11 protein-coding genes and 1 pseudogene are annotated in these 13884 nt (G+C 44.3%); 11 read left to right on the forward strand and 1 reads right to left on the reverse strand.

What is annotated here, in order from left to right:
* Nucleotides 1-81 precede the first annotated feature (81 nt).
* On the forward strand, nt 82-465 hold the full coding sequence (locus tag LJF29_RS00885) for an FxsA family protein (RefSeq protein ID WP_024122457.1): 384 nt from the start codon (nt 82-84) through the stop codon (nt 463-465).
* Nucleotides 466-496: 31 nt separating this feature from the next.
* Here LJF29_RS00885 and ytvI read toward each other — a convergent pair whose 3' ends face one another.
* Complete coding sequence (gene ytvI / locus LJF29_RS00890) at nt 497-1612, reverse strand: sporulation integral membrane protein YtvI (RefSeq protein ID WP_229146508.1); 1116 nt, start codon at nt 1610-1612, stop codon at nt 497-499.
* A gap of 95 nt (nt 1613-1707) precedes the next feature.
* Between ytvI and LJF29_RS00895 the strand changes: the two genes are divergently transcribed.
* From LJF29_RS00895 to coaE, 10 genes and pseudogenes are all read left to right on the forward strand, one after another.
* The gene (locus tag LJF29_RS00895) at nt 1708-2172 is read left to right on the forward strand and encodes a DUF441 domain-containing protein (RefSeq protein ID WP_010335274.1); all 465 of its coding nucleotides are present in this window, start codon (nt 1708-1710) and stop codon (nt 2170-2172) included.
* Between the two features lie 329 nt (nt 2173-2501).
* Nucleotides 2502-3620, forward strand: coding sequence for a citrate synthase (gene citZ / locus LJF29_RS00900; protein WP_010335272.1), 1119 nt, complete (start codon nt 2502-2504; stop codon nt 3618-3620).
* A gap of 160 nt (nt 3621-3780) precedes the next feature.
* Nucleotides 3781-5052, forward strand: coding sequence for an NADP-dependent isocitrate dehydrogenase (icd, locus tag LJF29_RS00905; RefSeq protein ID WP_010335271.1), 1272 nt, complete (start codon nt 3781-3783; stop codon nt 5050-5052).
* A gap of 43 nt (nt 5053-5095) precedes the next feature.
* The gene (gene mdh / locus LJF29_RS00910) at nt 5096-6034 is read left to right on the forward strand and encodes a malate dehydrogenase (RefSeq protein WP_010335270.1); all 939 of its coding nucleotides are present in this window, start codon (nt 5096-5098) and stop codon (nt 6032-6034) included.
* Between the two features lie 225 nt (nt 6035-6259).
* Nucleotides 6260-6982, forward strand: coding sequence for a two-component system response regulator PhoP (gene phoP, locus LJF29_RS00915; protein WP_010335269.1), 723 nt, complete (start codon nt 6260-6262; stop codon nt 6980-6982).
* Nucleotides 6975-8714, forward strand: coding sequence for a two-component system histidine kinase PnpS (gene pnpS, locus LJF29_RS00920; RefSeq protein WP_229146509.1), 1740 nt, complete (start codon nt 6975-6977; stop codon nt 8712-8714). Before phoP ends, pnpS begins: the two co-directional genes overlap by 8 nt.
* Nucleotides 8715-8963: 249 nt before the next feature.
* A complete protein-coding gene (gene polA / locus LJF29_RS00925; protein WP_229146511.1) occupies nt 8964-11606 on the forward strand; it encodes a DNA polymerase I in 2643 nt (880 codons plus the stop codon).
* 24 nt (nt 11607-11630) lie between these two features.
* Complete coding sequence (gene mutM, locus LJF29_RS00930) at nt 11631-12458, forward strand: DNA-formamidopyrimidine glycosylase (RefSeq protein WP_010335266.1); 828 nt, start codon at nt 11631-11633, stop codon at nt 12456-12458.
* 153 nt (nt 12459-12611) lie between these two features.
* Nucleotides 12612-13262 (forward strand): annotated as a pseudogene (ytaF, locus tag LJF29_RS00935) (sporulation membrane protein YtaF); the annotation flags it as partial.
* A 15-nt stretch (nt 13263-13277) separates the two neighbouring features.
* Nucleotides 13278-13871, forward strand: coding sequence for a dephospho-CoA kinase (gene coaE / locus LJF29_RS00940; protein ID WP_229146514.1), 594 nt, complete (start codon nt 13278-13280; stop codon nt 13869-13871).
* The last annotated feature ends 13 nt before the right edge of the window (nt 13872-13884 follow it).

Genomic DNA, 13884 nt, shown 5'->3' on the forward strand with positions numbered 1-13884 from the left:
GAAGGGAGCGTATTCCCTTCCTTTTTCTCTATTTGGCACTATTTTTGAATGAAGGCGTTTTACACATGTGGGGGGCTGGAGATGAGGTTTTTATTTTTGCTTTTTATTGTGTTTCCGGCAATTGAAATCGGCATATTTCTATTTTCGGGCAAGCTGATTGGCATTCTTCCGACGGTCCTTTTGATGATTCTGACCGGGATCATTGGGGCAGCAGCTGCCAAAAAACAAGGAACTGAAGTTTACTTCAAGGTTCAGCGTGACCTTCAATATGGCAAGATGCCTGGTGAAGCGATTGCTGACGGCCTGTGCATCTTTATTGGCGGCCTTTTGCTGATGCTTCCAGGCTTTTTATCAGACCTGGCCGGCGCATGCCTGCTTATCCCGTTCACCCGCAGCTGGTGTAAGCCGATCCTGTTCAAATGGCTGAGAGGCATGTCGAAGAATAAGCGGATCATTATAAAATGAAAAACGGCAGCCTGCATCATGGGCTGCTGTTTTATTTTTGCTGGATCGTGATGTAGGACCATATTTCTTTTAAGGCACCTGTTGTAATAAAAGCCTGGATGACAACGAGAACAGCAGGACCGGCAATCAGCCCTAAAAATCCGAACAATTTAAATCCGGCGAAGAGGGCAATGAGTGTTGCCAACGGGTCTATTCCGATTGATTTGCTTAATATTTTCGGCTCTGTCAGCTGACGCTGAACAAGTACAACAAGGTACAGAACACCAATTCCAATTGCTTGGGGAAGCTGGCCTGTAATTGATAAATACAAAATCCACGGCACAAAAACGGATCCTGCTCCTAAATACGGGAGAAGATCGACTAGTCCGATTAAAAAAGCAATCGTTGCTGCATGTTCAACCTTTAAGAGAGAAAGACCAAAGAATACAATAATCATTGTAAGGAGTACAAGAACAGCCTGCGCTTTAATAAAACCGGTCATTGCTTTTTTTAACTCGCTGCTGATCGCCTTTCCGTTTTCTGTTATTCGATCGGGCAGCACTGATACGAGCTTCGCTTTCAGTTTGTGCCAATCCTTTGTCATGAAAAATGTAGCAAGAAGTGAAAATATCAAAACAGCCGCGGTATTCGGAAGCAGCGCGAAAAATTTCGGAATCATTTCCAGAATGTGAGACAGCAGAAGTCCAGCATTTTTGGCAGCGGAGTCTCCAAGTGCCTGAATGTGCGTGACGATGGAAGCCTGCTGGTTGGTCTCCAATTCATGAAATAAAACTGTCAGTTCGTGATAGAGCGGCTGGATATGAGCGGTAAACAGCTTTTCACAATAAGAGATAAACGTGCTGATATGAGGCGGAAGGGTTTTTGCAAGATACGCGGTTCCTGTAACAATTTCTGCTACCACAATGGTCAGCACACCGAACGCTGCCAGCAGAAAAAAGGCAAGCACGCCGATGACATTTAATGTTCGCGGGAATCCGGTCACCTTGTCCAAGTAGTCTACAACAGGGTGAATGGCTGTTGAAAGAATAAGGGCAATGAGGAACGGATATGTTAACGGAAATGAATAATAAACAGCAGCTGCCGATCCGGCGGTAAGCGACACGACAAAGAGGGTTCTGAAAAAAATAGTGATATAGGATTGATTCACAAAAACGATCCTCCTCTCGTCAGCATGTCCTATTGTTATGTTTATTCACGGTCCGGCTGAATATGAATACATTCATTTTAAAGGAGGGATGACGCATGTTTACACAAGCGAATTTATTTTTAATATTACTCTTGGCTATTGCACTTATCGCAAAAAATCAATCGCTGCTTTTTGCTGTATCCGTCCTTTTGATCATCAAAATCGTGGGACTTGACCAAAAATTTTTTCCGACTATCCAGTCAAAAGGCATCAACTGGGGCGTGACCGTTATCACAATAGCTGTTCTTGTACCAATCGCCACAGGAGAGATTGGATTTAAACAGCTTGGTGAGGCAATGCGTTCTTCTTATGCATGGATTGCATTGGGGGCGGGAATTGCCGTTGCGCTGATTGCCAAAAATGGCTTGACCCTGCTGGAAAATGACCCTCACATCACCACTGCTCTTGTCATCGGAACCATACTTGCAGTCGCGCTTTTTGGCGGAGTCGCAGTGGGTCCGCTGATCGGAGCGGGGATTGCTTATATTGCGATGCAGCTCGTAAAACTGTTCACTTCATGAAAAAAGCGGCTTGCTGCCGCTTTTTTTTATGCCGAAAACCCGCAAATAAAGGCGTTTTTTCGGGAAAATCATAAAATGAAAAAAAAAATTATAGGTAAACATTTAACAAATGTCTGATTATTGTTTATAATAGGAATAGGCACAAACTTAAAAAAGCTTATAAGAATTTGTTATGTTCTTTCATAAGCAAAGGGTTTCAGCACCAGCAGGCTGTAAAATGTAAGCATTTTCTTTTGGGGGGAGAAATACTTACAACATGCTTTTTAAGTTAGCCTCATGTTTTTACAACACTCTTAAAGGGGAAATTTATTGAAAAGGAGATGTTATATATGACAGCGACACGCGGTCTTGAAGGGGTTGTAGCAACAACATCATCTGTTAGTTCGATTATTGATGATACCCTTACATATGTGGGGTATGATATCGATGATTTGACAGAGAATGCGAGTTTTGAAGAAATCATTTACTTACTTTGGCACTTAAGGCTGCCAAACAAAAAAGAGCTTGATGAGTTAAAACAGCAGTTAGCAAAAGAAGCTGCCGTTCCGCAAGAAATTATTGAGCACTTCAAATCTTATTCCCTCGAAAATGTTCATCCCATGGCTGCTCTTCGGACAGCGATTTCTTTACTAGGCCTGCTTGACAGCGAGGCTGATACCATGAACCCGGAAGCCAACTACAGAAAGGCGATCCGCCTTCAGGCAAAGGTGCCTGGTTTGGTTGCAGCGTTTTCCAGAATCCGCAAAGGTCTTGAGCCTGTTGAACCAAGAGAAGACTACGGCATTGCCGAGAATTTTCTCTACACATTAAACGGTGAAGAGCCTTCGCCAATTGAGGTTGAGGCTTTCAACAAAGCGCTGATTTTACATGCCGATCACGAGCTGAACGCGTCAACGTTCACAGCAAGGGTCTGCGTCGCAACACTTTCTGATATCTATTCAGGCATTACTGCCGCAATCGGCGCACTGAAGGGCCCGCTTCACGGCGGAGCAAACGAAGGCGTCATGAAAATGCTGACAGAGATTGGCGAAGTGGAGAATGTCGAGCCTTTCGTTCGCGCCAAGATGGAAAAGAAAGAAAAAATAATGGGCTTCGGACATCGCGTTTATAAGCATGGCGATCCACGCGCCAAACATTTAAAAGAAATGAGTAAACGCCTGACCAACCTGACTGGCGAAAGCAAATGGTATGACATGTCGATTCGCATCGAAGAAATCGTGACATCAGAAAAAAAGCTTCCGCCTAACGTTGATTTTTATTCCGCTTCTGTTTATCACAGCCTCGGAATTGACCATGACCTGTTTACACCGATTTTTGCTGTGAGCAGAATGTCCGGCTGGCTCGCTCATATCCTTGAGCAATATGACAATAACCGCCTGATCCGCCCGCGTGCAGATTACACAGGCCCTGACAAACAAACTTTTGTTCCGATTGAAGAAAGAGCCTAAAGAACCATGGGAGGCTGGCTTATGGTAATGAAGTTAGCCTCTTGTTCAGAACATCAAAGATGGTTTACACTTTAGAATGTTAAGAAAAATCATTTTGTTTTCTATATAAGAAAAATAAAATGTTTTCTAAATATGAATTACATACTGGGAGGTTTTTATTGTGGCACAAGGTGAAAAAATTACAGTCTCTAATGGAGTATTAAACGTACCAAACAACCCGATTATCCCGTTTATTGAAGGAGACGGAACCGGTCCTGATATTTGGAATGCGGCTTCAAAAGTTTTGGAAGCCGCAGTAGAAAAAGCATATAAAGGTGAAAAGAAAATCACGTGGAAAGAAGTTTATGCCGGAGAAAAGGCTTATAATAAAACAGGTGAGTGGCTTCCTGCTGAAACATTAGATGTCATCCGCGAATATTTCATCGCGATTAAAGGCCCGTTAACGACACCTGTCGGCGGCGGTATCCGTTCATTGAACGTAGCGCTAAGACAAGAGCTTGACCTATTCGTTTGCCTGAGACCTGTAAGATATTTTACTGGAGTCCCGTCCCCGGTAAAACGCCCTGAAGATACTGACATGGTCATCTTCCGTGAAAATACAGAAGATATTTACGCAGGCATCGAGTACGCAAAAGGCTCTGAAGAAGTGCAAAAGCTCATCAGTTTCCTGCAAAATGAATTGAATGTCAACAAAATTCGTTTCCCTGAAACGTCAGGTATCGGTATTAAGCCTGTTTCTGAAGAAGGAACAAGCCGTCTGGTCAGAGCGGCAATTGATTATGCGATTGAGCACGGCCGCAAGTCTGTAACGCTTGTACACAAAGGAAACATCATGAAGTTCACGGAAGGCGCCTTCAAAAACTGGGGCTATGAGCTTGCAGAGAGAGAATACGGCGAAAAAGTCTTCACATGGGCTGAATATGACCGCATTGCTGAAAAAGACGGAAAAGACGCCGCTAATAAAGCGCAAAGTGAAGCAGAAGCAGCAGGCAAAATCATTATCAAAGACAGCATTGCTGATATTTTCCTTCAGCAGATCCTGACACGTCCAAGCGAATTTGATGTTGTTGCAACAATGAATCTTAACGGAGACTATATTTCTGACGCTCTTGCGGCGCAAGTAGGCGGAATCGGTATTGCTCCTGGTGCGAACATCAACTACGAAACAGGACATGCGATTTTCGAGGCGACACATGGAACGGCTCCTAAATACGCCGGACTTGATAAGGTAAACCCATCTTCAGTTATTCTTTCAGGTGTGCTGCTTCTTGAGCATTTAGGATGGAATGAAGCGGCTGATTTAATCATTACATCTATGGAAAAAACAATCGCTTCTAAAGTCGTAACTTACGATTTTGCCAGATTAATGGACGGCGCGACTGAAGTTAAATGTTCAGAGTTCGGAGAAGAATTAATTAAAAACATGGACTAAGCTAGGAAAAAGCCTAAAATTAGCCATAAAGGAGAAGAGAGACATGGGAAATACTCGTAAAAAAGTTTCTGTTATCGGAGCAGGTTTTACCGGAGCGACAACAGCTTTCTTAACCGCTCAAAAAGAGCTGGCGGACGTTGTTCTCGTTGATATCCCGCAATTGGAGAACCCAACGAAAGGAAAAGCCCTTGATATGCTGGAAGCCAGCCCGGTTCAAGGCTTTGACGCGAAAATTACGGGTACATCTAATTATGAGGATACCGCGGGTTCTGACATTGTTGTCATTACAGCCGGTATCGCAAGAAAACCTGGAATGAGCAGGGATGATCTAGTCTCTACAAACGAAAAAATTATGAGAAGCGTTACACGAGAAATCGTGAAATATTCTCCTGACTCTATCATTGTGGTTTTGACAAACCCTGTTGATGCAATGACATACGCAGTATATAAAGAGTCTGGCTTCCCGAAAGAGCGCGTAATCGGCCAATCAGGTGTGCTTGATACGGCAAGATTCAGAACGTTTGTGGCGGAGGAATTAAACTTGTCAGTGAAAGATGTGACCGGTTTTGTTCTCGGCGGACACGGTGACGATATGGTGCCGCTTGTACGTTATTCTTATGCTGGCGGTATCCCGCTTGAAACCCTTATTCCAAAAGACCGGATTGACGCCATTGTGGAGCGCACAAGAAAAGGCGGCGGCGAGATCGTGAATCTTTTAGGAAACGGAAGCGCGTACTATGCGCCTGCGGCTTCTCTGACAGAAATGATCGAAGCGATCTTAAAAGATCAGCGCCGCGTCCTTCCTACAATTGCTTATCTTGAAGGGGAATACGGCTATGAAGGCATCTACCTTGGTGTTCCGACAATTGTCGGCGGAAACGGACTTGAACAAATCATTGAGCTTGAATTGACAGAGTACGAAAAAGAACAGCTGAATAAATCAGTTGAATCTGTCAAAAATGTAATGAAAGTATTATCCTAAAATAAAAAGAGAAAGGCTGGTTTAATCGAAGCCTTTCTCTTTTTATTACAAATGAAAGCGCTTCCCTTTATTCCTCAGCTGCCTCTTGTATTTTTCTTTTAAAATGATGTAAAAGGCGAATTGTCGGAATGTCCGGCTTTCGATAAAATAAAATCATGAAACATGGTAAGATGACATAAAATAGAGAAATAGGATGTCGGGGAATTAAGATACTGGAGGCACAGCATGAACAAGAAAATTTTAGTTGTGGATGATGAAGAATCTATCGTTACACTTTTGCAGTACAATTTGGAGCGATCAGGCTATGAGGTTATTACTGCTTCGGATGGAGAAGAAGCACTCAAAAGGGCGGAAACAGAAAATCCTGATTTGATTGTGCTTGATGTGATGCTTCCAAAGCTGGATGGAATTGAAGTATGCAAGCAGCTGAGACAGCAAAAACTCATGTTTCCTATTTTAATGCTGACTGCGAAGGATGAAGAATTTGACAAAGTACTAGGGCTTGAGCTTGGTGCTGATGATTATATGACCAAGCCTTTCAGTCCTCGAGAAGTCAATGCAAGAGTAAAAGCTATTTTAAGGCGTTCTGAAATGGCTGCACCCTCTAATGACATGAAAAACGAGGAAACCGAAGGGCAGATTGTTATCGGCGATTTGAAGATCCTGCCCGATCACTATGAAGCTTATTTTAAAGAAAATCAGCTTGAGCTGACACCGAAAGAATTTGAGCTGCTTTTGTATTTAGGCAGACATAAAGGCAGAGTGCTGACGAGAGATTTGCTTCTGAGCGCTGTCTGGAATTACGATTTTGCCGGAGATACGAGAATTGTTGATGTGCATATCAGCCATCTTCGAGACAAAATTGAAACGAATACAAAAAAACCGATCTATATTAAAACCATTAGGGGATTGGGGTATAAATTGGAGGAGCCAAAAATGAATGATTAAATATCGTGTGCGCCTTTTTTCTGTGCTCGTTGTCTGTATGATTGTGGTGTTTAGTGTACTCGGGCTGTTTTTACAGCAGCTCTTTGAATCTTCTGATCAAAAAAAATCGGAGGAACACATTGAAAAGGAAGCCAAATACATGGCTTCGCTGCTTGATGCCGGCAATCTGAATGACCAGGCAAATGAGAAAGTCATTAAAGATGCAGGCAGTGCGCTTGATGTAGAAGCCTCCGTTATCGATACAGAAGGAAAGGTGCTGTACGGGTCTGACGGCAGCGCGGCGGATTCTTCGCAGGTGCAGGCGCTTGTCTCCGGTCATGAGGGAGTTCTCGCGAAAGAGGAGAATATGCTTTATTATGGGCTTTCGCTTAGGAGCAAAGGCGAAAAAACGGGGTATGTGCTGCTTACTTCCCGTGAAGAAAGCTCAGGTCTGAATGGCGAGATGTGGGGCATGCTGACAGCCAGTCTTTGTACCGCTTTTATAATTATTGTTTTCTTTTATTCTAATATGACCTCTCGCTACAAAAGATCTATTGAAGCAGCCACAAACATGGCAACAGAGCTGTCCAAGGGGAATTACGATGCCCGTACATACGGCGGTTATATCAGGCGTTCCGACAAGCTTGGCCGTGCCATGAACAGCCTTGCCGTTGATCTGATGGAAATGACGAGGACGCAGGAAATGCAGCGCGACCGTCTGCTGACTGTGATTGAAAACATCGGCTCCGGGCTGATTATGATTGATGGAAGAGGTTTTATCAATCTCGTCAACAGGTCTTACGCGAAGCAGTTTCATGTCAATCCGAATCAGATGCTGCGCCGTCTTTATCATGATGCATTTGAACATGAAGAAGTGATCCAGCTTGTCGAAGACATTTTTATGACTGAGACGAAGAAATGCAAGCTATTAAGACTTCCGATCAAAATTGAAAGGCGTTATTTTGAAGTGGACGGCGTTCCTATTATGGGGCCGGATGATGAATGGAAAGGGATCGTGCTCGTTTTTCATGACATGACGGAAACGAAAAAATTAGAGCAGATGAGAAAAGATTTTGTGGCCAACGTTTCTCATGAGCTGAAAACACCGATTACATCGATCAAAGGGTTTACGGAAACGCTATTAGACGGGGCGATGGAGGATAAAGAGGCGCTTTCAGAATTTCTCTCGATTATTTTAAAGGAAAGCAAAAGGCTTCAATCATTGGTGCAGGATTTGCTAGATCTTTCTAAGATTGAGCAGCAAAACTTTACGCTCAGCATCGAAACGTTCGATGCAGCGAAAATGCTGGCTGATATTGAGACGCTGCTTAAGCATAAAGCGACGGAGAAAGGTATCTCTTTACAGCTGAACGTTCCGAAAGACCCTCTCTATGTAGCGGGCGACCCGTACCGGCTAAAACAAGTGTTTTTGAATCTCGTAAACAATGCATTAACCTATACACCGGAGAAGGGATCGGTAGCTATCAATGTCAAGCCGGGTGAAACAGAGATTCAGATTGAAGTTTCCGATACCGGGATCGGCATCCAGAAAGAAGAAATCCCCCGCATCTTTGAACGGTTTTACCGCGTTGATAAAGACAGAAGCAGAAACTCAGGAGGGACCGGTCTCGGTCTTGCGATTGTAAAGCATTTAATAGAGGCTCATGAAGGGAAAATCGATGTGACTAGCGAGCCGGGCCGCGGTACTGTGTTTACTGTGACGCTGAAGCGGGCTGCTGAAAAGCCTGTCTAATGTTTACAAAGCTTTAACAATATCTTTATGCACTGTTAAACCTATGCTGGTAGGATGTAGTAGAACCCCTTCATCCAAGGAGCCAATTTTGACGGCGGGAACCTTTTTGTGTTCCCGTCCTTTTTTGTGTGTTCTCATCGGTTCGTGTATTTTCCTTTCAAATTGAACTTTGTTAAAATAAGAGAAGCTATAGACTATTATTATGAGATGAATGGAAGCAGGAGCTGTTGCTTCTTAGGAGGATATTGAATGACGGAACGAAAAAAATTAGTGCTTGTAGACGGAAACAGTCTGGCTTACCGGGCGTTTTTTGCATTGCCGCTGTTAAGCAATGATAAAGGAATTCATACAAATGCGGTTTACGGTTTTGCGATGATTTTGATGAAAATGCTTGAGGATGAAAAGCCGACGCATATGCTGGTTGCGTTTGATGCCGGGAAAACGACGTTTCGCCACGGCACATTTAAAGAGTATAAAGGCGGAAGACAGAAAACCCCGCCTGAGCTTTCAGAACAAATGCCGTTTATCCGCGAGCTGCTTGATGCCTATCAAATCAGCCGCTACGAACTGGAACAATACGAAGCTGACGACATAATCGGCACACTCGCGAAATCGGCTGAAAAGGAAGGCTTTGAGGTAAAGGTTTTCTCGGGAGATAAGGATTTAACACAGCTGGCAACAGATCAGACGACAGTTGCCATTACGAGAAAAGGAATTACCGATGTTGAGTTTTACACACCAGAGCACGTCCAGGAGAAATACGGACTCACGCCTGACCAAATTATTGATATGAAGGGTTTAATGGGGGATTCCTCTGACAACATCCCGGGTGTGCCGGGTGTCGGGGAGAAAACCGCGATTAAGCTGTTAAAGCAATTCTATTCTGTTGAAAAGCTGCTCGAATCAATTGATGAGGTAAGCGGAAAAAAACTCAAGGAAAAGCTTGAAGAATTTAAGGATCAGGCCTTGATGAGCAAGGAATTGGCGACGATTATGACCGATGCGCCGATTGAGGTATCCGTTTCGGGCCTGGAATATCAAGGCTTTAATCGTGAACAGGTGATTGCCATCTTTAAGGACCTTGGGTTCAATACGCTTCTTGAACGGCTCGGGGAAGACGGTGTAGAGGCGGAGCAGGATCAGTCCTTAGAAGAAATTGATGTTAAAACAGTCACCGACGTGACTAGCGATATATTGGTTTCTCCATCTTCATTTGTCGTTGAACAGATTGGCGATAATTATCATGAAGCGCCAATTCTCGGATTTTCGATAGTGAACGAAACGGGAGCCTACTTTATTCCAAAAGACGTTGCTGTCGAGTCTGATGTGTTTAAAGAATGGGTGGAAAATGACGATCAGAAAAAATGGGTCTTTGACAGCAAGCGGGCTGTCGTGGCTTTGCGCTGGCAGGGCATTGAGCTGAAAGGTGCGGAGTTTGATACGGTTCTTGCCGCTTATATCATTAATCCGGGCAATTCGTATGACGACGTTGCCAGTGTGGCTAAGGATTACGGTTTGCATATCGTTTCAAGTGATGAATCAGTTTACGGCAAGGGAGCAAAACGCGCCGTGCCGGCAGAAGGCGAACTGTCTGAGCATCTCGTCAGAAAGGCTTTAGCCATTCAAAGCCTCCGGGAAAAGCTCGTTCAGGAGCTGGAGAACAACGATCAGCTTGAGCTGTTTGAGGAGCTGGAAATGCCGCTGGCGCTTATTCTCGGAGAAATGGAATCAACAGGCGTTAAGGTTGATGTTGACCGCTTAAAACGAATGGGAGAAGAACTGAGCGCCAAGCTGAAGGAATATGAAGAAAAAATTCATGAGATTGCGGGCGAACCGTTTAATATCAATTCTCCTAAACAGCTCGGTGTCATATTGTTTGAAAAGATCGGCCTGCCAGTTGTGAAGAAAACGAAAACAGGCTATTCAACATCTGCTGATGTGCTTGAAAAGCTGGCTGACAAACATGATATTGTCGCCTATATTTTGCAGTACAGACAAATCGGCAAGCTGCAATCGACATACATCGAAGGGCTTTTAAAGGTGACAAAAAAAGATACACACAAGGTGCATACACGCTTTAACCAAGCCTTAACGCAAACAGGGCGCCTCAGCTCGACTGATCCAAACCTGCAAAACATACCGATCAGGCTTGAGGAAGGGCGCAAGATCCGCCAGGCCTTTGTTCCGTCTGAAAAAGACTGGCTCATTTTTGCGGCTGATTACTCGCAAATCGAGCTGCGGGTGCTTGCCCACATTTCAAAGGATGAAAATTTGATCGAAGCCTTTACAAACGATATGGATATTCACACAAAAACAGCAATGGATGTATTCCATGTCGCTAAGGATGAAGTGACATCGGCGATGAGACGCCAGGCGAAAGCGGTCAACTTCGGGATCGTATACGGCATCAGTGATTACGGGCTTTCACAGAATCTCGGCATTACGAGGAAAGAAGCCGGGGCATTCATCGACCGATATTTGGAAAGCTTCAAGGGTGTCAAAGCGTATATGGAGGACTCAGTGCAGGACGCGAAGCAAAAAGGCTACGTAACCACGCTGCTGCATCGCCGCCGCTATATCCCTGAACTGACGAGCCGAAACTTTAATATCCGCAGCTTTACGGAGCGGACGGCAATGAATACACCAATTCAAGGAAGTGCCGCGGATATTATTAAAAAAGCCATGATTGATATGGCAGCCAAGCTGAAAGAAAAGCAGCTGAAGACAAGGTTGCTGCTTCAAGTGCACGATGAACTGATTTTTGAAGCGCCGAAGGAAGAAATTGAAATACTTGAAAAGCTTGTTCCAGAAGTGATGGAGCATGCGCTTGCATTAGATGTGCCGTTAAAGGTGGACTTTGCTTCAGGCCCATCCTGGTACGATGCGAAATAAACAGAGATAAAGGAAGTGATGGATGTGCCGGAATTACCAGAGGTTGAAACCGTCCGGCGCACTCTGACCGGGCTTGTAAGAGGAAAAACAATTAAATCGGTAGAGATCAGATGGCCGAATATCATCAAACGGCCTGCCGAACCGGAGGAATTTGCGCGAAACTTAGCAGGAGAAACCATCCAGTCCATCGGAAGACGGGGAAAGTTTTTACTGTTTAACTTGGATCATTATGTCATGGTCTCCCACCTTCGTATGGAAGGAAAGTACGGCCTTCACCAAGAGGAGGAGCCGGACGATAAACACGTGCATGTCATTTTTACGATGACGGACGGAACCCAGCTGCGTTACAGGGATGTTCGGAAATTCGGAACCATGCATTTATTTAAACCGGGAGAGGAAGCAGGGGAGCTGCCGCTTTCTCAGCTCGGACCCGAACCGGATGCAGAAGAATTTACGAGTGCGTATTTGAAAGCGCGGCTGGAGAAAACAAACCGAGCTGTCAAAACCGCTCTTCTGGATCAGAAAACGGTCGTCGGACTCGGAAACATTTATGTGGACGAGGCTCTGTTCAGAGCGGGCGTTCATCCCGAGACAAAAGCAAATCAGCTGTCAGATCAAAAAATCAAAAAACTTCATGCTGAAATTAAAAATACCCTTCAGGAAGCGATTGATGCCGGCGGAAGCACTGTCCGGTCGTATATCAATTCCCAAGGAGAAATCGGAATGTTTCAGCTGCAGCATTTTGTGTACGGAAAAAAAGATGAGCCCTGCAAAAATTGCGGAACAATGATTACAAAAATTGTCGTCGGAGGCAGAGGCACGCATTTTTGCGCCAAGTGCCAGAAAAAATAGAATAATGCTTCATCGTCCAAGCTGTCGGTGCATATATCAGTAGCTCTGTTATAGAGGAAGTGCCGTTTTTCGGAAACACGGATTTATCACTTTTCCATATACATGATTGTGATGAATCTCCGGGCATTTAACATCTGATACAAGAGCACCAACAGAAAGGAAGAAACGAATATGCAAATGGTTTCTATACTGCTGCTGGCGTTAGCTGTCAGCTTGGACAGTTTTTCAGTCGGATTTACGTATGGATTGCGAAAAATGAAGATACCGCTAAAGGCCATTATCGTCATTGCCTTCTGTTCCGGCACTGTTATGTTTATTTCCATGCTGATCGGAAGCTTTCTCACCAAGTTTTTTCCCGTATATGTGACTGAGAAGCTTGGCGGGTTAATATTGGTTGGAATCGGCGTATGGGTTTTATACCAATTTTTCAGGCCGGCAAAAGACAAAGACTACCTATTGCATGAAAAAACACTGCTTAATTTAGAGGTTCGGTCATTGGGCATTGTGATCCATATTTTGAGAAAACCGATGAGTGCGGATATCGACAAATCTGGTGTGATTACCGGAATTGAAGCGGTGTTATTGGGATTCGCCCTGTCGATTGATGCCTTCGGAGCAGGAATGGGAGCGGCCATTCTCGGTTTTTCTCCCATTGCGATGAGCATAACCGTCGCGATTATGAGTTCGCTGTTTGTGACAGTCGGCATTAATGCCGGACATATTCTGTCTAAATGGAGATGGATTGATAAAATGGCATTTTTGCCGGGCCTTTTGCTGATCACGATCGGGCTCTGGAAATTGTAAAAAGGAGTGGATCTCTTGACCTTAGTCATTGGTTTAACGGGAGGAATAGCAAGCGGCAAAAGTACGGTTGCCAATATGCTGATAGATAAAGGAATCACTGTCATAGATGCGGATATTATTGCAAAACAAGCGGTAGAAAAAGGGATGCCGGCCTACCTGCAGATCATTGACGAATTTGGTGAAGACATTCTGCTCGAAAATGGTGATATAGACAGAAGAAAGCTTGGAGCGCTGGTCTTTACAAATGAACAGAAGCGTCTTGCTTTGAATTCAATTGTTCATCCTGCGGTCAGAGAGGAAATGCTCAAGCGGCGTGATGAGTCCATCGCAAATCAGGAGACATTTGTGGTATTAGATATCCCGCTATTGTTCGAAAGCAAATTGGAGTCTTTAGTTGATAAAATTATTGTGGTCAGTGTGACAAAAGAGCTTCAGCTTGAGCGTCTGATCAAGCGCAACCAATTGACGGAAGAAGAAGCGCTTAGCCGGATCCGCTCCCAAATGCCATTAGAGGAAAAAGTGTCAAGAGCGGATAACGTAATAGACAACAGCGGCACACTCGAAGAGACAAAACAGCAACTTGAGGAAATTCTCAGCTGCTGGGCATAACAAAACACCGTTC

This window comes from Bacillus sp. LBG-1-113 (genome assembly GCF_020708615.1).
Classification (GTDB): domain Bacteria; phylum Bacillota; class Bacilli; order Bacillales; family Bacillaceae; genus Bacillus; species Bacillus mojavensis.